We start from the raw sequence: 19385 nt of genomic DNA, 5'->3' as shown, positions 1-19385 counted from the left end.
CAACCCCGATCAGAATGACCGAGGCCGGGGATGTCAACATATCTGGCGTTGACTTTTGGCACGCTGTTGAGTTCTCAAGGAACGGACACTTCCTTCGAGCCGCTTTCCAGCGGACCCTCCGGGTGCTTCGTTCTTTCGTGTTTCAAGCTTATCAGATCCGAACCTCAGCTCTTCACCAACTCGCTTTCGTCTTCCGTGACCTGACGGCCCGTCCGACGAGTTGAACTTTAGCCCAACTCCGCTCCGAAAAGCGAATCCGGCCCAGTTCCCCGAATTACCGGCACAGCAAAACAAGCCCCCGGCGCCAGGGCGCACGGAAGAGTCATACTTACTGAGAAGTGGTGTTTTCGGGAGAGTGGCCGCTCCGGGACCGTCCGCGTGGATACGTGTCCGGTGCTCCCTGCCGAGCGACCAGATAACACTACGCCCCCTGGGCGTCCGAGGCAAATGAGGCGATCCGGACGGTTCGGGTGCAGCGCTCCCGGCTCGGCTTCACGTACTCGGCGTTCGGCTGGTCGTTGTGCTCCACCCAGGCACGGGCCGCGGCGAGGTCGCGGCCGCCGGCCAGCTGGCGGTGGACCAGGCGCTCGGCGCGCAGCTCGTCGTCGGCCTCCAGATACCAGAGGTCGTGGAGCAGTGCGCGGGCCTCGGTCCAGCCCGGGGCGTCGGCGGCCAGGTAGTTCCCCTCGGTTACCACCAGCCTGGTGCCCGGGGTGACCAGGTGGCGGGCCGCGACCGGCTCGTCCAGGCTGCGGTCGAAGTCGGGGACATAGATGTCGTGGAACCGGTCGGCGGCCAGCCGGGCGAGCAGCGCCAGGTAGCCGCGGACGTCGAAGCTGGGCGGGGAGCCCTTGCGGTCGCGCAGGCCGAGCCGGTCGAGCTGGGTGTTGGAGAGATGGAAGCCGTCCATCGGCGCGTAGGCGGCGGTGCCGGGCCCGGCGCTCCGGTTGACCTCCTCGACCAGGTGGCGGGCGAGGGTGGACTTCCCCGCGCCGGGGGCGCCGGTCAGGCCCAGCAGCAGCCGTCCGCCGGCGCGCGCCTCGTGCAGCCTGCCGAGCAGTTCCGCCACGAGTTCGGCGGGCTGCACCTCGGTGCGGGGTTCGGTTCGGCCGGTCTCCATCGCCCCATTGTGGCGGCAGCCGGCCGGCTTCGGAACCGACGATTCCGCAACGATGGGGCTGCGTCAGGCGAGCGCGGGCAGGTCCAGGGTGAGCGTCCCGGCGTCCGCGTCGAGCACCGCCGGTACGCCGAGCGGCACGGTGAGGGTGGAGGGGCAGTGCCCGAAGCCGAGCTCCCAGAGCACCGGCACGCCGAGCGGGCCGAGCCGTTCCAGCAGCACGTCGCGGATCCGGGACGGGTCCCCGCAGTCCAGCCAGGAGCCGAGCGCCACGCCGCGGATGCCGTCGAGCGCGCCGGAGCGGATCAGCTGCGTGAGGATGCGGTCGATCCGGTAGGGCGCCTCGTTGACGTCCTCGAGCAGCAGGATGCCGCCGGCGTAGGAGGTCCGGGCGGAGGGTGCGCCGAGGTCGGAGGCGAGTACGGCGGCGCAGCCGCCCACCGTGGTGCCCGCGGCCCGGCCCGGGATCAGCGGGCCGGCCTCGGGGCCGGTGAGGGTGAGCACGCTCTCGGGCGTGAAGAGGGTCCGGCGCAGGTGCTCGGCCGTGGCCCGGTCCTCGATGAAGGAGACACCGGCGCCGACTGGTCCGTAGAGGGAGACCAGTCCGAGCCGCTGCGCGACCTGCTCGTGCAGGATGCTGATGTCGCTGAAGCCGATCAGCAGCTTGGGCGGGCACTCGCGCAGTGCGTCCCAGTCCACCAGGTCGGCCATCCGCTGGGCGCCGAAGCCGCCGCGGGCGCAGAGCACGGCGGCGATCGAGGGGTCGAGCCAAGCCTGCTGGAAGTCGGCCGCGCGTTCGTCGTCGGTGCCGGAGAAGTGCCGCAGCCGGGGGTGGGTGCCGAGCACGTGCGGTCCGACCACGGGCTCCAGGCCCCAGGAGCGCAGCAGCTCACAGCCGGCGCGCAGGCGCTCCGGGTCGATGGCGCCGCTCGGGGCGACCACGGCCACCCGGTCACCCGGGACGAGTCGGCGGGGGCGGGTCAGCGCCCTGACGGCGGTGGGTGCGGCCATGGGTCGGGTCCTTCGGGTCGGTGGAGCCGGATGCGCGTTCGGGGCCATTGTCACCGCTCCGGCGCGGGTTGATGTCCGCTCAGTGGTGGGTTGTGCACAGGCAACCAGAGGTGACGATCGGTCAGTTCGGTGCCCTGCCGGGGGTGGTTCCGCAGGAATTTTGTGGGGTTCTGACACCCGGAGCATGGACGTTGCTCCGCCGGTACGGCAGGATTCGGGCGGACTGCACAGCGGAGGACCACAACCTATGAACTCGTCGTTCATACCGATGGACACACCGAACCCGCCCCCGGCGGCCGCGGTGCCGGTCGGCCTGCCCCAGGTCTGCTCGCCGGCCGCGCCGAGCGGGTCGGCGGTGCCCGGCGGGTCCGTGGACGATCCGTCCGGCGCGGCGCCGGAGCGCCCCGACGCGGGTGCCGCGACCACCGCGAGGCTGCGGGCCGGCCTGGCCTCCCGGCTGCGGTCCGCCTATGAGCAGGGCGCCGGGCTGGACGACCTGGCGGTGGCGAGCCACCAGTCGATCTCCGAGGTGCGGGAGTTGCTGGCGCTGGCCGATGACCCCGCCGAGGAGGGCGCGGTGCCCGCGCAGCGGGACGGCTCGGCCGACCTGCACGTCGAGCCGGCCTCGGTGGACGACTGGCGGCCGACGGCCGGCCGTCCCCGCCCTCGGGTGCGCCGGCAGCTGCCGTCGCGGCGGCCGGTCCGGCCGGCCGTGCCCGAGTTCCCGGCCGGGGCGGAGCCGCCCCGCCCGGGAACTCGGGCCCGGCCGGCGGCCGAGCCGGCGGCGCTGGCGGCCGCGGTCGAGCAGCCGGCGCCGGACGGGGTGGACGGCGAGCCGGCCCGCTCCGAGCCGCCGCTCGGCGTGCTGATCGGCGGCTCGCGGCCGTCCGCGCCGCTGGGCGGTCGGCGGGCCGAAGACTGCCGGCGCCGGGTCGCCGCGGAGCTGGTCAAGGTCGGGCGCGGCACCACGCTGGTGGTGCTGCCCGCCTGGCGGGCCTCGATCGCGGTGTCGGTGCCGACCGAGCTGCTGGCCGGCGAGACCGGGCTGTCCGTCGAGGAGTTGGCCGGGACGGAGCTGACAGTGGTGGTGAACACCGAGGCGCTGCACGACCGGGAGCTGCGGCCCGCGCAGTGGCAGGTGGTCGCCGAGCGTCCGGGCGGCGGGCGCCGGCGCGACTGACCGGCGCCCGGCCCGGGGCGGTCAGTGCGGCGGGTTGGGCAGGTAGCCGAGGTGGACCGGCGCGGGTGCCTCCCGGCCGTCCGCCCAGGCCGCGCGGACGCCGCGGACCAGTTCGCCGAGGGTCGGCGGCCAGAGCGGTTCGGCGGCGGGGTCGGCCAGCTCCGCCGGGCTCCACCAGCGCCAGTCGAGGATCCGGTCCTGGGCGTGGGCCTCGCTGACGTCGCCGAGCGGGCCGCGGTGCGGGCCGGCGGTGAGGTAGACGTGCTCGGACTGGCGCACCGGGACGCCCTTCCGGGTGAAGTCGTGCTCCCAGGTGCAGAGCAGCGGGCCGGGGCGCAGGTCGGTCCAGCCGGTCTCCTCGCCCAGTTCGCGCAGTGCGGCCTGCTCGGGGGTCTCGCCGGGGTCGACGCCGCCGCCGGGCGGGCTCCAGTGCACCCCGACCTCGTCGTTGTCGGAGCGGAGCAGGAAGACGGCTCCTTCCGGGTCGATGACCACGGTCCGGGCCGCCTGGCGTGGAGTTCGCATCCGGTCAGCTTGCCAGCGGGGCGCCGCCGGTGTCGACGTGACCCGTGGCGCGCGCCACTGACCTACCGTCAACACCCCTCGGTGCCACCGATGCACGCCGAGGGGCGCCGGTCGTCCCGCACGCCCCTGGCGTGGCACGGCGAAAACGTGCGGGCCCGGGGCACCACCCCGCTACCCTGTGGGCCATGCCAGCCCCGACCATCCTGCTGCCGCTGGATCCGCTGAACCCCCGCAGGGTCGATCCGCACTACTCCTACGAGGCCCAACTGGTCCGCGGCCTGGGCGGTGAGACGGCGCTGGTCGACCACGACGCGCTGCTGGCCGGCGATCCGGCCGCCGCGGTGCGCTGGGTGCCGGCGGGCACCGGGCCGGCCTGGTACCGGGGATGGATGCTGCCGGTCACGGCCTACGCGGGCTTCGTGCGGGCGCTGGCCGAGCGCGACTGCCACCTGCTGACCAGCGCGGCCGCCTACGCGACGGCGCACGAGCTGCCCGGCTGGTACGGCACCTTCGAGGGCGCCACCCCGGACAGCGTCTGGCTGCCCGCCGGGGCCGGGCGCGGCGAGCTGGCCGGGGCCGTGGACCGGCTGGGCGGCCAGGGCCCGGCGATCGTCAAGGACTACGTGAAGTCGCGCAAGCACGAGTGGCACGAGGCCTGCTATATCCCGGAGCTGGCCGATCTGCCGGCGGTGGCCCGGGTGGTGGACCGGTTCGTCGAGCTGCAGGGCGAGTACCTGGCCGGCGGGGTGGTGCTGCGGCGGTTCCACGACTTCGCCCCGGCCGCGGGGCACCTGCCGGGGGCGGACGGTGCGGTGCGCGGCTCCGAGGCCCGGGTCTGGTGGGTCGACGGCGAGCCGGTGCTGACCGGTCCGCACCCGGACACGCCCGGGGCGTTCCCGGCGCCGGACCTCACCCTGGTCCGTTCCCTGGTCCGCTCGCTGGGCTGCCGGTTCGTCACCACGGATCTGGCGCAGCTGGCGGACGGCGGCGGCTGGATGGTGGTGGAGGTCGGTGACGGGCAGGTCAGCGACCTGCCCAAGGGCGCCGAGGTGTCCGGGCTGCTCTCCTCACTGATCTCCACCTGAGACCGCTGCCCGGTCGACGTGGTCGGTCCGGCGCTGGGCGGGCAGCACCGGGCGGGCCCGCTCGGTGGCGGTCCGGGCGGCCAGGCCCAGGGGCAGGGCCGTGAGCAGCAGCACCCCGCCGAGCAGGCCGCCGATCGCCGGGCCGCCCGCCCGGGCGGTGAGCAGGGCGCCGGCCAGCGGGCCGCCGACCAGGCCCAGGGTGCAGGCCACGCCGGCCAGCACGGTCCAGCGGCCGGCCGGGTCGAGCGCGGCGGCCGTGCCCAGCAGGTAGCTGAGCACCAGCGGGTAGAGGCCGTTCCACAGCACCTCGCCGCCGGCGAAGGCGCCCGCCGAGCGGCCGGCGGCGATCAGCGCGACGCAGCCGGCGATCAGGGCGGTGCCCGCGCCGACCGGCAGCACCTTGCCGAGCCGGTCGCCGAGCGCGCCGGCCGCCAGCACGCCGAGCAGGCCGCCGCCCAGCGCCACGGCGAGCACCAGGCCGACCCGGCGCTCCGTCAGCCCCGCCTGGTGCAGGCCGAGCTGGGCGCTGATGCCCCAGAGCGCGTTCTGCGCCAGCGACCAGAGCAGCAGGCCGCCGGCCAGGGCCAGCCCGGCGCGCCGGTGCGGCAGCCGTCCGGCCGTCCGGGTGGCGGCGGCCCCGGTCCGGGCGGCGGCCAGCCGGATGGTGAGCGGGAAGGCCAGGGCGGCGAGCAGGGCCAGGGCCAGGAACGGCAGGGCGGGTGCCCGGCCGAGCCGGGGCAGCAGCAGGTAGAGGAAGCTCGCGGTGGCGGAGGTGGCGAGCAGGCCGCGCACCGAGAGGCGGTGCGGCCGGGCGGCGGCCGCGATGCCGGTGGCCGCGACCGCGCCGGCGGTGCCCGCGCCGAGGCCGGCCAGCAGGCAGCCGGCCAGCAGCAGGAGCGGTCGGCCCGGTCCGGCGATGCCGGCCAGCGGGCAGCCGAGGAGCAGCAGGAGCAGCCCGGTCCGGGCCGTCCGGGCCTGGCCCAACCGGGTGACCCGGCCGGCCAGGGCACCGGCGGCGCAGGCCGAGGCGAGCAGCAGGGCGCTGCCGATCGCGCCGGCCTGAGTGGCCGTCAGCGGAGAGTCGGCGGCCAGTCGGCCGGTGATCGCCGGTGCCAGGTAGCCGGGCAGCGCGCCGACCGCGTAGAGCGCGATCAGCGGGAGGCGGGCCTGGTCGGCCGCGGGGGGAGGAGCGTGGTGCGCAGCACTGCGCCCCGCCACGCGAAGGCGCGGGGACATGGGACGTCGGGGCCTCTCGACCTCAGGGGGGTGGGGACTCGCCCGCCCTCCCCGTGCGGTCGCTCCGCATGTTTACCAGTTCGGGGCGCCACCCGGGAATCGGGTGGCGCCCCGAACGGCCCCGGGCTGCCGAGTCGGCACCGGGCCGAAACCGCTCCGTGATCGAACGGACCGTCAGCCGGCGACCTCGGCGGCCATCCGGCCGTCGGCGATGAAGGACCGCCACAGGCGCGCATAGACGCCGTCGACCGCCAGCAGCTCGCGGTGCGTGCCGTCCTCGACCACTCGTCCGTGGTCCAGCACGACCACCCGGTCGGCACGCTCGGCGGTGGTCAGCCGGTGGGCGATGACCAGGGTGGTGCGGCCGTGCGGGCGGTTCGGGCGGCTCTCCCGCAGCAGTTCGGAGGCGCGGTTGACGGCCGCCTCGGTGGCCAGGTCCAGGGCCGCGGTGGCCTCGTCGAGCAGCAGCACGTCGGGGTCGACCAGCTCGGCCCGGGCCAGGGCGATCAGCTGGCGCTGACCGGCCGACAGGTTGCGGCCGCGCCCGGCCACCTGGTGCCGGTAGCCGTCGGACAGTCCGGTGATCATCTCGTGGGCGCCGACCGTGCGGGCCGCGGCCTCCACCTCGGCGTCGGTGGCGTCGGGGCGGCCGTAGGCGATGGCGTCGCGGACCGTGCCGGCGAACAGGTAGGCCTCCTGCGGGACCACGCCGAGCCGGCGGCGGTAGCCGGTCAGGTCGAACCGGGTGACGTCGGTGCCGTCGATCCGCACCGTGCCGCCGGTCGCGTCGTAGAACCGGGCGACCAGCTTGACCAGGGTGGACTTGCCGGCGCCGGTCTCGCCGACCAGGGCCACGGTCTGGCCGGCCGGGATGCGCAGGTCGATGCCGGTGAGCACGTCCGGGTTGCCCTCGCCCCCGCCGTTGTAGGCGAAGGTGACGTCCTCGAAGCGGATCTCGCCGCGCAGCTCGCCCACCGGGACCGGCTCGGCGGCCTGCGGGGTGGTGGTCGGGGTGCGCAGCAGTTCGCGGACCCGGCCCAGGCCGACGGCCGCCTGCTGGTAGCCGTCGAAGAGCTGGGAGAGCTGGTTGACCGGGGCGAAGAACAGGTCGATGTAGAGCAGGTAGGCGACCAGTGCGCCGACCGTCAGGGTGCCGGCCTGCACCCGGTGGGCGCCGGAGATCAGCACGAGCGCGGCGGCGGCGCTGGAGAGGAACTGGACGAACGGGAAGTAGAGCGAGATGTACAGCTGCGCCCGGGCCCGCGCGTCGCGGTAGGCGGTGCCGCGCTCCTGGAAGCGGCGGACGGCGTCCGGCTCGCGGCGGAACGCCTGGACGATCCGGATGCCCGCCACGTTCTCCTGCAGGTCGGCGTTGACGGTGCTGATCAGCTCGCGGGAGACCTGGTACTGGGCCTTGGACTTGCGGCGGAACACCACGGTGGCGATGGCCAGCACCGGCAGCACGGCGAAGACGATGAGCGCCAGGCCGGCGTCGATCAGCAGCAGGGCGACGAAGATGCCGAAGAAGGTCAGCAGGCTGACCACGGCGGTGACCACGCCGGTCTGCAGGAACGAGGAGAGCGCGTCCACGTCGGTGGTCATCCGGGTCATGATCCGGCCGGACAGCTCGCGCTCGTAGTAGTCCAGGCCGAGCCGGTTGAGGTGGGCGAAGATCTTCAGCCGGAGGCTGTAGAGCACCCGCTCGCCGGTGCGGCCGCTGACCCGGTTCTCGATGCTCTGCACCAGCCAGTCGCCGAGCACCACGAGCAGCGCCGCGGCGGCGGCGAAGGTGACGCCGGACATCGCGGCCTTGGTCACGCCGTCGTCGATGCCGTGCCGGATCAGCACCGGCAGGGCCAGGCCGGCGGCGGCGTCCAGCGCGAGCAGCACGAAGGCCAGCGCCAGCGCGGGGCGGAACGGCCTGAGCAGCCGGGCCAGCGAGAAGTCGGGGTCGCCGGCGGCGGCCTCGGCGACCGGGATGGCCGGGGTGTCGGTGGCCGGAGGGAGGGCGGCGACCTTGGCCAGCAGTTCCGGGTCGGCGCCGCGGGCGGCGGTGCGGGCGATCGAGTGACCGGGCGGCGGCTCGGCGGCGGCCGGGGCGGGCTCGCCCTCCAGCTCCTCGATGGTGGGTTCGGGGCGCTCGGCCTCCGGGTCGGTGATCAGCGCCCGGTACTGCGGGCAGCGCTCCTCCAGCTCCTCGTGGGTGCCGAGGTCCAGCAGCCGGCCGTGGTCGAGCACGGCGATCCGGTCGGCCAGCTGGAGGGTGGAGCGGCGGTGGGCGATCAGCACGGTGGTGCGGTCGGCCATCACCTCGTGCAGGGCGTGGTGGATCTCGGACTCGATCCTCGGGTCGACCGCGGAGGTGGCGTCGTCCAGCAGCAGCACCTGGGGGTCGGCGAGGATCGCCCGGGCCAGCGCGATCCGCTGGCGCTGGCCGCCGGAGAGGGTCAGGCCCTGCTCGCCGACCTTGGTCCGGTAGCCCTCGGGGAGGGCGCGGACGAACTCGTCGGCCTGGGCGGCGCGGGCGGCGGCCTCGATCTCCTCGTCGGTGGCGCCCGGGCGGCCGAAGGCGATGTTGGCCCGGACGGTGTCGGAGAAGAGGAAGCTGTCCTCGGGGACGATGCCGACCACGGAGCGGATCGAGTCCAGGGTCAGCTCGCGCAGGTCCTGGCCGAACAGCCGGACGGTGCCGCCGGAGGGGTCGTAGAACCGCGGGATCAGCTGGGCGACGGTGGACTTGCCGGATCCGGAGGAGCCGACCAGGGCCAGCGTCTCGCCGGCGGCGACGGCCAGGGTGAGGTCGCGCAGCACGGGGGCGCCGTCCTCGGCGCCGTCGGCGTCGCGGTAGTGGAACCCGACCTGGTCGAACTCCAGCGCGGGGGCGCCGGCCACCGGCTCCAGCCGGCGGGCGTCGGGGGCCTCCTGCACCAGCGGCCGCTCGTCGATCAGCTCGAAGACGCGCTCCACGCCCGCCCGGGCCTGCTGGCCGACGGTGAGCACCATGGTGAGCATCCGGACCGGGCCGGTCATCTGGGCCACGTAGCTGGAGAAGGCGACGAAGGTGCCGAGGGTGACCTCCCCGTGCACGGCGAGCCAGCCGCCCAGGGCGAGCACGGCGACCTGGCCGAGCGCGGGGACGGCCTGCAGCGCCGGGGTGAAGCGGCTGTTCATCCGGATCGCGCGCAGCCGGGAGGCGTAGAGCGAGCGGGAGGCGCGCTCCAGCTTGCCCAGCTCCTGCTCCTCCTGGCCGAAGCCCTTGACCACCCGGACGCCGCCGATCGCCGCGTCCACCACGCCGGCCACGGCGGCGGCCTCCTGTTGGGCGGACCAGGTGGCCGGGAAGAGCTTCTTGCGGCTCCGGTCGGCCAGCCACCAGAGCGCGGGGGCCATGACCAGCGCGACCACGGTGAGCAGCGGCGACAGCCAGACCATCACGGCCAGCGACATCAGGAAGAGCAGCAGGTTGCCGGTCATCATCGGCAGCATCGAGAGCATGCCGTGCACCAGCTGCAGGTCCGAGGTGGCGCGGCCGACCATCTGGCCGGTGTCGAGGGCGTCCTGGCGGACGCCGTCGAACCGGGAGATCGAGCGGAACAGGTCGGTGCGCAGGTCCAGCTGGACGTCGAGGGCGAGCTGGCCCGCGGTGTAGCGGCGGATCTGGGTGCAGGCGAAGACCAGCAGCGCGGCGGCGATCAGGGCGACAGCCCAGGGGACCAGCGAGCCGGAGCGGCCGGCCGCGATGTCGTCGATGATCACCTTGGTGAAGAGCGGGACGAGGGCGGTCACCGCCATGCCGGCGAGCGAGGCGCCGAGCGAGAGGAGGAAGTTGCGGCGGTAGCGCCAGCAGTAGGTGGTCAGCCGGCGCAGCCAGCCCCGGGGCGGGGTGGCGGGGACCTGCGGGACGGCCGGGTCGCGGGAACCTGAGGTCGGGGCGGGGGTCTGCCCCGCGGCGGGGGTCGGGGCCGCTGAGGCTATCTCCCTGGTGGAGCCGTGAGTATCAGGCATATTTAGGGATACTAACCATTTCCTGAGGCGGTCGTCCACGATGTTTCGGGGCGCCGGGCCGGGTGGTGGGGGCGGGCGTCGCACGCCGGCGCGGGCCCGTTCGGGGGGCGGACGCGGGGCGGTGCAACCCGGCTGCAGCAACAGCGGGCCGCCGGTTTTCCTTCCCCAACAGCCTGCACTCAGGAGCCGCCGGGCGCACGGGGCGAGCGGCGGGGGCGCGGTGGAGCGCTCGCCCTAGGACCGGGGGCGGAGGTGGCCGGAGCGACGCGTGAGCGGCGTAGCCGGCGGGTGGTGCGGGTGGTGCTCAGGCCGCGGCGCCGGCGGCGGTGAAGGCGCCGTGGGCCAGGCGGTGCAGCAGGGCGGCCATGTCGGTGCGGGAGAGCAGGTCCGCGCGGTCGGGTGCGCCGCCCTGCGGGGCAGCCGGCGCGGGCGCGGCGGCCGGGCCCGTCGAGGGGCGCAGGCCGAGGCTGTGCGGGGTGGAGTTGAGCAGGCCGAAGACCGCGTGCACGGCGACCCGGGCGGCGGGCTCCCGCTCCGGCGCGGCGAGCGCGGGGAAGGCCGCGCGGACGGTGGCGACCCAGAGCTCCACGTACTCGCGCTGCAGCCGGCGCACCCGGCGGCGGTCCTCCTCCTTGAGGTGGAACAGCTCGCGGTCGTGCAGGGTGATCAGGTCGGAGTCGTCGAGCGCGAAGTCGACGTGGCCGTCGATCAGGGCGTCGAGCGCGTCCGCCGGGTCGGCGGCGGCGGACCGGCGGCGACCCTCCTCGAGCAGCCGCTCACTGATGCCCACCAGCAGGTCGGCGAGCATCGCGTCCTTGCCGGAGAAGTGGCGGTAGAGGCCCGGGCCGCTGATCCCGACCGCCTTGCCGATCTCGTCCACCCCGACGCCGAGGAATCCCCGTGCCGCGAAGAGCCGAGCGGCCTCCCGGCGGATCTGGTCTCTGCGGGGGGTCGTGGCGGCTCCGGGGCTGTTCGACATGAATCCCATCGTAGACAGCGGGGTTATCGATGATTAACCTGACTGCAGGAGTTAACCACCATTAACTTGCCGGGCGCCGAACCCATCCGGCCCGCCGCCCGCTGGTTTCCTGGAGCAAGGGAGCTCTTGGGATGGCCCTGACGACCTCCGGCTTCGCCTCTCCATACCCTTGGAAGGCCACCGGACCCACCCTCGCCGGGGCGCAGACGGCTCCCGGTGCGGCCGACGGACCGTCGGCCGCGGCGGCGGCACCGGCCCCGCGACTGCGCTCGGCGGTCGACGCCGGCTCGGCCGCCTTCCAGGCGAACACCGAGGCGCACCGGGCGCTGGTCGCCGAGCTGCGGGCCAAGCTGGCCACCGCGGCACTCGGCGGCGGCGCGAAGGCCCGCGACCGGCACACCGCCCGCGGCAAGCTGCTGCCGCGCGACCGGGTGGACACCCTGCTCGACCCCGGCTCGCCGTTCCTGGAGGTCGCCCCGCTCGCGGCGGACGGCCTCTACGACGGCGCGGCCCCGGCGGCCGGCGTGATCGCCGGGATCGGCCGGGTCGCCGGGCGGGAGGTGATGGTGGTCGCCAACGACGCCACCGTCAAGGGCGGCACCTACTACCCGATGACGGTGAAGAAGCACCTGCGCGCGCAGGAGGTGGCGCTGGAGAACCGGCTGCCCTGCATCTACCTGGTCGACTCGGGCGGTGCCTTCCTGCCGATGCAGGACGAGGTCTTCCCCGACCGCGACCACTTCGGCCGGATCTTCTTCAACCAGGCCCGGCTCTCCGCGGCCGGCATCCCGCAGATCGCGGCCGTGCTCGGCTCCTGCACGGCGGGCGGCGCGTACGTGCCGGCGATGAGCGACCAGGCGGTGATCGTCCGCAACCAGGGCACCATCTTCCTGGGCGGCCCGCCGCTGGTGAAGGCGGCCACCGGCGAGGTGGTCACCGCCGAGGAGCTGGGCGGCGGCGAACTGCACTCCCGCACCTCGGGCGTGACGGACCACCTGGCGGAGGACGACGAGCACGCGCTCGCCATCGTCCGCACCATCGTGGCCGACCTCGGACCGCGCACGCCCCGGCCCTGGCAGGTCTCCCCCGTCGAGGCACCGGCCGTGGACCCCGCCGAGCTGTACGGCGCGGTGCCGGTCGACCCGCGCACGCCGTACGACGTGCGCGAGGTGATCGCCCGGCTGGTGGACGGCAGCCGGTTCGCCGAGTTCAAGGCCGAGTACGGCGCCACCCTGGTCACCGGCTTCGCCCGGATCCACGGGCACCCGGTCGGCATCGTCGCCAACAACGGCGTGCTGTTCGCCGAGTCCGCGCTCAAGGGCGCGCACTTCATCGAGCTCTGCGACCAGCGCGGCATCCCGCTGCTCTTCCTGCAGAACATCACCGGCTTCATGGTCGGCCGCCAGTACGAGGCCGGGGGCATCGCCAAGCACGGCGCCAAGATGGTCACCGCGGTGGCCTGTACCCGGGTGCCCAAGCTGACCGTGGTGATCGGCGGCTCGTACGGCGCCGGCAACTACTCGATGTGCGGCCGGGCCTACTCGCCCCGGTTCCTCTGGATGTGGCCCGGCGCCAAGATCTCGGTGATGGGCGGGGAGCAGGCCGCCTCGGTGCTCGCCACCGTGCGCCGCGACCAGTTCGAGGCCCGCGGCGAGGGGTGGCCGACCGAGGCCGAGGAGGAGTTCAAGCGCCCGGTCCGCGAGCAGTACGAGCGCCAGGGCAACGCCTACTACGCCACCGCCCGGCTCTGGGACGACGGCGTGATCGACCCGATGGACACCCGGACGGTGGTCGGCCTCGCCCTCACCGCCTGCGCCAACGCTCCGCTCGCACCGGCCGCGCCGTACGGCGTGTTCCGGATGTGACCTCCGGCCGCCGCCGGCGCCGCCCCGCTCCTCTCCCCCGCTTCCCTCGCTCCGGAGGAACACCTCCCATGTTCGACACCGTCCTGGTCGCCAACCGCGGCGAGATCGCGGTCCGGGTGATCAGCACCCTGCGCCGGCTCAGCGTCCGGTCGGTCGCCGTGTACAGCGACGCCGACGCCGACGCCCGGCACGTCCGCGAAGCCGACCTCGCCGTCCGGCTCGGCCCCGCCGACCGCAGCGACAGCAGCGCCGCCGAGACCTACCTGCGCGGCGACCAGATCATCGCCGCGGCGCTGCGCACCGGCGCCCAGGCCATCCACCCCGGCTACGGCTTCCTCGCCGAGAACGCGGGCTTCGCGCGCGCCTGCGCCGAGGCCGGCCTGGTCTTCATCGGCCCGCCCGCCGGCGCGGTCGAGCTGATGGGCGACAAGATCAACGCCAAGGAGGCGGTCAGCGCGGCGGGCGTGCCCGTGGTGCCCGGCAGCCGGGCGGGCGCCGCGACCGACGAGGACCTGATCCGCGCCGCCGAGGAGATCGGCTACCCGGTGCTCATCAAGCCCTCGGCCGGCGGCGGCGGCAAGGGCATGCGGCTGGTCCGCGACCCGGCCGAGCTGCCCGCCGAGCTCGCGGCCGCGCGCCGGGTGGCGCGCACGGCCTTCGGCGACGACACCCTGCTGCTGGAGCGCTGGGTCGACAACCCCCGGCACATCGAGGTGCAGGTGCTGGCCGATGCCCACGGCACCACCGTCCACCTCGGCGAGCGCGAGTGCAGCCTGCAGCGCAGGCACCAGAAGCTGATCGAAGAGGCACCCTCCGTCCTGTTGGACCCGCAGACGCGGGCGGCCATGGGGGCCGCGGCCGTGCGCGCGGCGCAGGCCTGCGGCTACACCGGCGCCGGCACGGTCGAGTTCATCGTGCCCGGCGGCGACCCGGGGGCGACCGCGGCCGGCGGGCGGGAGTTCTTCTTCATGGAGATGAACACCCGCCTGCAGGTGGAGCACCCGGTCACCGAGCTGGCCGTCGCCGTCGCACGACGGACCGGCTCGGGGACCGCGGCCGACACCGCTGCGGGTGTCGACCGACTCGACCTCGTCGAGTGGCAGGTCCGGGTCGCCGCCGGTGAGTCACTGCCGTTCGCCCAAACCGACATCTCCTTCCTGGGTCACGCCATCGAGGCGCGGATCTGTGCCGAGGACCCGGCACGGGACTTCCTGCCGACCGGCGGCCGGATCCTGCTGCTGGACGAGCCCGCCGGGGAGGGCGTCCGGGTCGACTCCGGCCTGACCGCCGGAACGGCCGTCACCAGCGCCTACGACCCGATGCTCGCCAAGGTGATCGCCTATGGCCCGGACCGCGCGACCGCACTGCTGCGGCTGCGCAGGGCGCTGGCGGAGACCCGGATCCTCGGGCTCACCACCAACGCCGGGTTCCTGCGCCGGCTGCTCTCCCACCCGGACGTGGTCGCCGGCCGACTCGACACCGGGCTGGTCGAGCGGGCCGTCCAGCAGCACCCGGAGCTGCTGGCCGACCGTCAGGACCGGTTCGCCTCGCGGGACACGCGCGAGGCCGCACCGGGGAGCGGTGGCGAGCAGGCCTCCGTCGGCTCCGCCGCCGCATCCGGCACCGCCGCCTCCGACGGTGCCCCCGTTCCCGCCGCCCCGACGCCCGAGGCGGTCTACCTGGCCGCGGCACTCGCGCGGCACCTCCGACTCGTTCCGGCCGCCGCCTCCGACGGCTGGACCGATCCCTACGCACTCCCTTCCGGTTGGCGCCTGGCCGGCGAACCGGCCTGGACGACGCACCGGCTCCGGGTCCCCGGGCAGGACCCGGTGTCGGTGCGGGTGCGGCCCGCCAGCGCCTCGACCGTGGTCGAGCACGCTGATGACACGTCAGACGTCTTCTCCGAACTCCACGTCCGCCTCGCCGACGGACCGGTCCGCCGGGCCCGCGCCTCGCTCGGCGCCGCGGACCTCTCACTCACCCTGGACGGCCTGCGCACGACCTTCGCGCTGGCCACCGACGACTCGCCCACCACCGGCGGTCCGGTGCTCTGGCTCGGCATGGACGGCGACAGCTGGGCCGTCCACCCGTACGACCCCGTCACCGACCGCGCCGCCGACTCCGCGGCCCACCACGGGGCCTTGACCGCGCCGATGCCCGGCACGGTCACCGTGGTGAAGACCGCGGTCGGTGACCGGGTCCGCCGCGGACAACCACTCCTCGTCCTGGAAGCCATGAAGATGGAGCACGTGATCGCTGCGCCGCACGACGGCACGGTCAGCGAACTCCCGGTCGCGGCCGGCGGGACCGTGGCGATGGAGCAGGTGCTCGCAGTCGTCGTGCCCGAGGAGGTGGCCCTCCCCGAGGGGTCGGACACCGCCGCCGAGAGCCGGAAGGTGGCTTCATCATGACCAGCACTCAGCCAACGCCTCCGCAAGCCGAATCGCCAGCAGGATTGTCCGGAACCACCCGATCGGAGCAGTCCGCCGACCCGGGGGCCCTGGAACTGGGCCTGCCGAGCACCGTCCGCGACCCGCAGCTGCCCGCCAGGGTGCGGATCCACGAGGTCGGGGCGCGGGACGGCCTGCAGAACGAGAAGGCGCTGGTCCCGGTCGAGGTGAAGGCCGAGTTCATCGCCCGGCTCGCCGCCGCCGGGTTGCGGACCGTCGAGGCGACCAGCTTCGTCCACCCCAAGTGGGTTCCCCAGCTGGCCGACGCGGAGCAGCTGCTCCCCCGGATCACCGGCCTGCGCGCCGAGTACCCCGGGCTGCGGCTGCCGGTGCTGGTCCCCAACGAGCGCGGCCTGGACCGGGCGCTCGCCCAGGGCGCCGACGAGATCGCCGTCTTCGCCAGCGCCACCGAGGCGTTCGCCCAGCGCAACCTCAACCGGTCGGTGGCGGGCGTGATGGAGATGTTCCGCCCCGTCGTCGGCCGGGCGGCCGAGGCCGGGGTACCGGTCCGCGGGTACCTCTCGATGTGCTTCGGCGACCCCTGGGAGGGCCCGGTCGCGCCGCGGCAGGTGGTCGACGCCGGGCTCCGGCTGCTCGACCTGGGCTGTGCGGAGCTGAGCCTCGGCGACACCATCGGCGTCGCGACGGCCGGTCAGGTGGCGGAGCTGCTGACCGCCTTCGACCGCGCCGGCGTGCCGGTGGACCGGCTCGCGGTGCACTTCCACGACACCTACGGGCAGGCGCTGGCCAACACCCTGGCCGCGCTGCGCTGCGGGGTCACCGTGGTCGACTCCTCGGCGGGCGGGCTCGGCGGCTGCCCCTACGCGAAGAGCGCCACCGGCAACCTCGCCACCGAGGACTTGGTCTGGATGCTGCACGGCCTCGGCATCGAGACCGGCGTCGACCTCGCCTCCCTGGTCGCCACCAGCGTCTGGTTGGCCGGCGAACTCGGCCGCCCCAGCCCCTCCCGAGCCGTCCAGGCGCTGGCCGGTCAGACCGGCTGACGCTCCCCGGCCGCGGGGTGACGACCCGTCACCCCGCGCGCCGACCGCCGGCGCCGTGGTGCGCCGGCGCACCACTGCGAGACCATTCGCACCCCGTTGCGCCCAGGTCACCCCTTCGGGCGAACCACTGGAGGATCAGATGCTCGACCACCGCCTGGATACCGAGTACGAGGAGCTGCGGCGCACGGTTGCCGAGTTCGCCAACGATGTGGTCGCTCCGACGATCGGGGAGTACTACGAACGGGAGGAGTTCCCGTACGAGATCGTCAAGGAGATGGGCCGGATGGGTCTGTTCGGCCTGCCCTTCCCCGAGGAGTACGGCGGCATGGGCGGGGACTACTTCGCGCTCTGCCTCGCCCTGGAGGAGCTGGCCCGGGTCGACTCCTCGGTCGCCATCACCCTGGAGGCCGGCGTCTCGCTCGGCGCGATGCCGATCTTCCGCTTCGGCACCGAGGAGCAGAAGCGGGAGTGGCTGCCCCGGCTGGCGGCCGGCGACATGCTCGGCGCCTTCGGCCTGACCGAGCCCGAGGGCGGCTCGGACGCCGGCGCCACCCGGACCACGGCCCGGTTCGACGAGGCCACCCGGGAGTGGGTGATCAACGGCACCAAGTGCTTCATCACCAACTCCGGCACCGACATCACCGGCCTGGTCACGGTGACCGCGCTCACCGAACCGCTCATCCGTTCGAGTGAAGAGGGGGCTGATCCCTCGCCAAAGCGGGAGATCTCCTCCATCATCGTGCCTGTCGGCACCCCCGGGTTCCAGGTGTCGAAGAAGTACAGCAAGGTCGGGTGGAACGCCTCCGACACCCGCGAGCTGTCCTTCACCGATTGCCGAGTCCCCGAGGCCAACCTCCTCGGCCAGCGCGGCCGGGGCTTCGCCCAGTTCCTGCGGATCCTCGACGAGGGCCGCATCGCCATCGCCGCCCTGTCCACCGGACTGGCCCAGGGCTGCGTGGACCAGTCCCTCAGCTACGCCGCGACCAGGCGGGCGTTCGGCCGCCCGATCGGGGCCAACCAAGCCATTCAGTTCAAGATCGCCGACATGGAGACGCGTGCGCACATGTCCCGCCTGGCCTGGCGGGACGCGGCGTCCCGGCTGCTGCTCGGCGAGCCGTTCAAGAAGGAGGCCGCCATCGCGAAGCTGTACTCCTCCGAGGCCGCGGTCGACAACGCCCGCGAAGCCACCCAGATCCACGGCGGGTACGGCTTCATGAACGAGTACCCCGTCGCCCGGTTCTGGCGCGACAGCAAGATCCTGGAGATCGGAGAGGGCACCTCCGAGGTCCAGCGGATGCTGATTGCGCGTGAGCTGGGCATGAGCTCCTGACGGCTCGATCCGCCGGCCGGGTCGGCGCGGTGGGCGGGCAGCCGCTGACGCGTGGTCAGCGCTGCGCGGCCTCCGCGTCGATCTGGTCGTAGCGGGCCAGGGCCAGTTGGAAGGCGGCCGGCTGCACCTTGAGCACGCCGCTGAAGGGCCCGCTGAGTTGGAGGACCAGGCCGACCGCGAAGGTCACGGTCGCGCCCACGAAGCAGAGCACCATCAGGTTCCGGCGGTTGGCCGTCATCCCGATCACCACCGGCGTCGCGACCACCAGGACCGAGCCGACGACCAGGCCGCCCAGGGCGAGCCCCGGTACGACGGCCTTGATGTCCGAGAGCCGGGCGTTGCGGGTGGAGAAGAGGTCGGTCAGCCCCTGCACGGTGTCCGCCTTCGCGGAGACCTCCGCCGGGGTCTGCGGACCGGCGGACTGCGCGGCCCAGCGCACCTGGTCGGCTGCCAGCCAGGCGGCGGCACTGCCGTGCCCCGCCTGCATCTGCGACCACTCGTCGCCGATGACCATCCGGGTGTAGTTCCGCAGCGCCGCCTGCACGGCCTGCCGGTCCTTGGCCGGCAGTTCCCGGCTCGACCAGTAGACCTCGGTGAGCGCCCGGGACTCCTCATAGGTGTGCTGCCGCGCCGAGTTCAGCTCCTGCCACGCCCCGGCGATGCTGAACCCGGTGAACAGCGCGAAGAACCCCAGGATCGCCGCTCCTGCGAACGCCAGGGCCTGCGGGTTGGCCGTCCCCTCCCTCGACCGCAGCGTCCGACCGAACATCGTTCCCAGAGCCAGTGCCAGCGCGGCACCGGCGAGGGCGCCGAGCAGAACGCGCCACATCAGCGCTCACCTCCGTGCTGAGGTCGGGGCAGGGGTTGGCGGGTGGGAGTGCCGGGGTGGTGGCGCTCCCTGCGATGGGCGACGGGTGGGCAGACGGCGGCTCGCAGGCCGTGGGAGCTGCTGTCAGTGCGCGGGGCGGCAGCGGGGGTTGGCGGTTCCGGGCGGGTCATGGCCGCCGCCCCACGCGGCCCGCGAAGGCGGCCGCCAGAACGCAGATCACCGGAAGGAGGAACGCCAGTAGCAGCCACATCACCTCTGCCGGCCCCCATCCGTCCCCCTCGATGGGCTGCGGTTCGGCCCTCTTGCCCGGTTGGTTCAGCCGGGAGGCCGCGGCTCCCGAGGTCGGGAAGCGCCCGGGTGCGGAGGCTGCCGGGGTGCCCTGCCGGCTGCCCTGCGTCGGCCCGGCGCGGAAGGGGCTCGCCGGGAGCGAGGGGCCGTTGCCGGGGAGGTAGGGCGGTTGGAAGGCGGCGGCCTGCCCACCTACGCCCGGGGCCACGCCGGCTGCTGCGGCCGCGGCAGCCGCACCAGCAGCAGCGAGGGCGGCCACCGCACCGCCTGCTGCCGCCCCCACAGCGCCCGCCGCACCCGCCGCCCCTGCTGCACCGGCTGCACCCGCCGCTCCTGCTGCACCGGCCGCTCCTGCTGCACCGACTACACCCGCCGCTCCTGCTGCGCTTCCTGGCACACTGCCGGCGGCGAACGGCGACGTCGGGAGCTGGCCGAAGAGGGGGCCGGGTGCGGACCCGGCTGTCGTCGAGGAGTTGGGGCC

Annotated in this window: 14 protein-coding genes; 6 read left to right on the top strand and 8 right to left on the bottom strand. The window is 74.4% G+C overall.

All coding sequences use genetic code 11. The features are described 5' to 3' along the window. Positions 1-421: 421 nt before the first annotated feature. Positions 422-1120: a nucleoside/nucleotide kinase family protein gene (locus tag ACFYNO_RS32555; protein ID WP_388020955.1), complete on the bottom strand. Its 699-nt coding sequence runs from the start codon at positions 1118-1120 to the stop codon at positions 422-424. A gap of 63 nt (positions 1121-1183) precedes the next feature. Continuing rightward, entirely contained in the window at positions 1184-2128 is a 945-nt protein-coding gene (locus ACFYNO_RS32550) for an LD-carboxypeptidase (RefSeq protein WP_388020952.1), read from the bottom strand. A 268-nt stretch (positions 2129-2396) separates the two neighbouring features. On the opposite strand from ACFYNO_RS32550, the gene ACFYNO_RS32545 reads away from it, so the two are divergent. Further along, complete coding sequence (locus ACFYNO_RS32545; protein WP_388020949.1) at positions 2397-3308, top strand: hypothetical protein; 912 nt, start codon at positions 2397-2399, stop codon at positions 3306-3308. 21 nt (positions 3309-3329) lie between these two features. Here ACFYNO_RS32545 and ACFYNO_RS32540 read toward each other — a convergent pair whose 3' ends face one another. Next, positions 3330-3833, bottom strand: a complete 504-nt coding sequence (locus ACFYNO_RS32540; protein WP_388020946.1) for an NUDIX hydrolase — start codon at positions 3831-3833, stop codon at positions 3330-3332. A gap of 185 nt (positions 3834-4018) precedes the next feature. On the opposite strand from ACFYNO_RS32540, the gene ACFYNO_RS32535 reads away from it, so the two are divergent. After that, positions 4019-4918 (top strand): ATP-grasp domain-containing protein, encoded by a 900-nt coding sequence (locus tag ACFYNO_RS32535; RefSeq protein WP_388020944.1) that lies wholly within the window; start codon positions 4019-4021, stop codon positions 4916-4918. Here ACFYNO_RS32535 and ACFYNO_RS32530 read toward each other — a convergent pair. The 3 genes from ACFYNO_RS32530 to ACFYNO_RS32520 all read right to left on the bottom strand — a co-directional run bounded on the left by ACFYNO_RS32530 (position 4901) and on the right by ACFYNO_RS32520 (position 11138). Continuing rightward, on the bottom strand, positions 4901-6154 hold the full coding sequence (locus tag ACFYNO_RS32530) for an MFS transporter (protein ID WP_388020941.1): 1254 nt from the start codon (positions 6152-6154) through the stop codon (positions 4901-4903). The two genes, ACFYNO_RS32535 and ACFYNO_RS32530, sit on opposite strands and share 18 nt — an antisense overlap. Before the next feature lie 174 nt (positions 6155-6328). Then, complete coding sequence (locus ACFYNO_RS32525; protein WP_388020938.1) at positions 6329-10159, bottom strand: ABC transporter ATP-binding protein; 3831 nt, start codon at positions 10157-10159, stop codon at positions 6329-6331. Positions 10160-10463: 304 nt separating this feature from the next. After that, complete coding sequence (locus tag ACFYNO_RS32520) at positions 10464-11138, bottom strand: TetR/AcrR family transcriptional regulator (RefSeq protein WP_388020935.1); 675 nt, start codon at positions 11136-11138, stop codon at positions 10464-10466. Between the two features lie 131 nt (positions 11139-11269). Between ACFYNO_RS32520 and ACFYNO_RS32515 the strand changes: the two genes are divergently transcribed. The 4 genes from ACFYNO_RS32515 (at position 11270) to ACFYNO_RS32500 (ending at position 17787) form a co-directional block, all read left to right on the top strand. Beyond that, positions 11270-13003: a carboxyl transferase domain-containing protein gene (locus ACFYNO_RS32515; protein ID WP_388020932.1), complete on the top strand. Its 1734-nt coding sequence runs from the start codon at positions 11270-11272 to the stop codon at positions 13001-13003. Between the two features lie 68 nt (positions 13004-13071). Then, positions 13072-15414: a biotin carboxylase N-terminal domain-containing protein gene (locus ACFYNO_RS32510; RefSeq protein WP_388020929.1), complete on the top strand. Its 2343-nt coding sequence runs from the start codon at positions 13072-13074 to the stop codon at positions 15412-15414. Between the two features lie 89 nt (positions 15415-15503). Next, positions 15504-16457, top strand: coding sequence for a hydroxymethylglutaryl-CoA lyase (locus ACFYNO_RS32505; RefSeq protein WP_388020977.1), 954 nt, complete (start codon positions 15504-15506; stop codon positions 16455-16457). Positions 16458-16596: 139 nt separating this feature from the next. Beyond that, the gene (locus ACFYNO_RS32500; protein ID WP_388020926.1) at positions 16597-17787 is read left to right on the top strand and encodes an acyl-CoA dehydrogenase family protein; all 1191 of its coding nucleotides are present in this window, start codon (positions 16597-16599) and stop codon (positions 17785-17787) included. A gap of 55 nt (positions 17788-17842) precedes the next feature. On the opposite strand, the gene ACFYNO_RS32495 is transcribed toward ACFYNO_RS32500, so the two are convergent. Together ACFYNO_RS32495 and ACFYNO_RS32490 are read right to left on the bottom strand one after the other, a co-directional pair. Then, positions 17843-18616, bottom strand: a complete 774-nt coding sequence (locus ACFYNO_RS32495; RefSeq protein WP_388020923.1) for a hypothetical protein — start codon at positions 18614-18616, stop codon at positions 17843-17845. A gap of 480 nt (positions 18617-19096) precedes the next feature. Continuing rightward, a complete protein-coding gene (locus ACFYNO_RS32490) occupies positions 19097-19264 on the bottom strand; it encodes a hypothetical protein (protein ID WP_388020920.1) in 168 nt (55 codons plus the stop codon). Positions 19265-19385: the final 121 nt, after the last annotated feature.

The sequence above is a fragment of the Kitasatospora sp. NPDC006697 genome (assembly GCF_042869935.1).
Classification (GTDB): domain Bacteria; phylum Actinomycetota; class Actinomycetes; order Streptomycetales; family Streptomycetaceae; genus Kitasatospora.
Note: the sequence above shows the minus strand (reverse complement) of the source record. Positions and strands in the feature narration are given on the sequence as shown.

Excerpts from the sequence above, each read along its gene's own strand:
- ACFYNO_RS32555 (WP_388020955.1), bottom strand. The coding sequence starts at position 1,120 with ATGGAGACCGGCCGAACCGAACCCCGCACCGAGGTGCAGCCCGCCGAA.
- ACFYNO_RS32550 (WP_388020952.1), bottom strand. The coding sequence starts at position 2,128 with ATGGCCGCACCCACCGCCGTCAGGGCGCTGACCCGCCCCCGCCGACTC.
- ACFYNO_RS32545 (WP_388020949.1), top strand. The coding sequence starts at position 2,397 with ATGGACACACCGAACCCGCCCCCGGCGGCCGCGGTGCCGGTCGGCCTG.
- ACFYNO_RS32540 (WP_388020946.1), bottom strand. The coding sequence starts at position 3,833 with ATGCGAACTCCACGCCAGGCGGCCCGGACCGTGGTCATCGACCCGGAA.
- ACFYNO_RS32535 (WP_388020944.1), top strand. The coding sequence starts at position 4,019 with ATGCCAGCCCCGACCATCCTGCTGCCGCTGGATCCGCTGAACCCCCGC.
- ACFYNO_RS32530 (WP_388020941.1), bottom strand. The coding sequence starts at position 6,154 with ATGTCCCCGCGCCTTCGCGTGGCGGGGCGCAGTGCTGCGCACCACGCT.
- ACFYNO_RS32525 (WP_388020938.1), bottom strand. The coding sequence starts at position 10,159 with ATGCCTGATACTCACGGCTCCACCAGGGAGATAGCCTCAGCGGCCCCG.
- ACFYNO_RS32520 (WP_388020935.1), bottom strand. The coding sequence starts at position 11,138 with ATGTCGAACAGCCCCGGAGCCGCCACGACCCCCCGCAGAGACCAGATC.
- ACFYNO_RS32515 (WP_388020932.1), top strand. The coding sequence starts at position 11,270 with ATGGCCCTGACGACCTCCGGCTTCGCCTCTCCATACCCTTGGAAGGCC.
- ACFYNO_RS32510 (WP_388020929.1), top strand. The coding sequence starts at position 13,072 with ATGTTCGACACCGTCCTGGTCGCCAACCGCGGCGAGATCGCGGTCCGG.
- ACFYNO_RS32500 (WP_388020926.1), top strand. The coding sequence starts at position 16,597 with ATGCTCGACCACCGCCTGGATACCGAGTACGAGGAGCTGCGGCGCACG.
- ACFYNO_RS32495 (WP_388020923.1), bottom strand. The coding sequence starts at position 18,616 with ATGTGGCGCGTTCTGCTCGGCGCCCTCGCCGGTGCCGCGCTGGCACTG.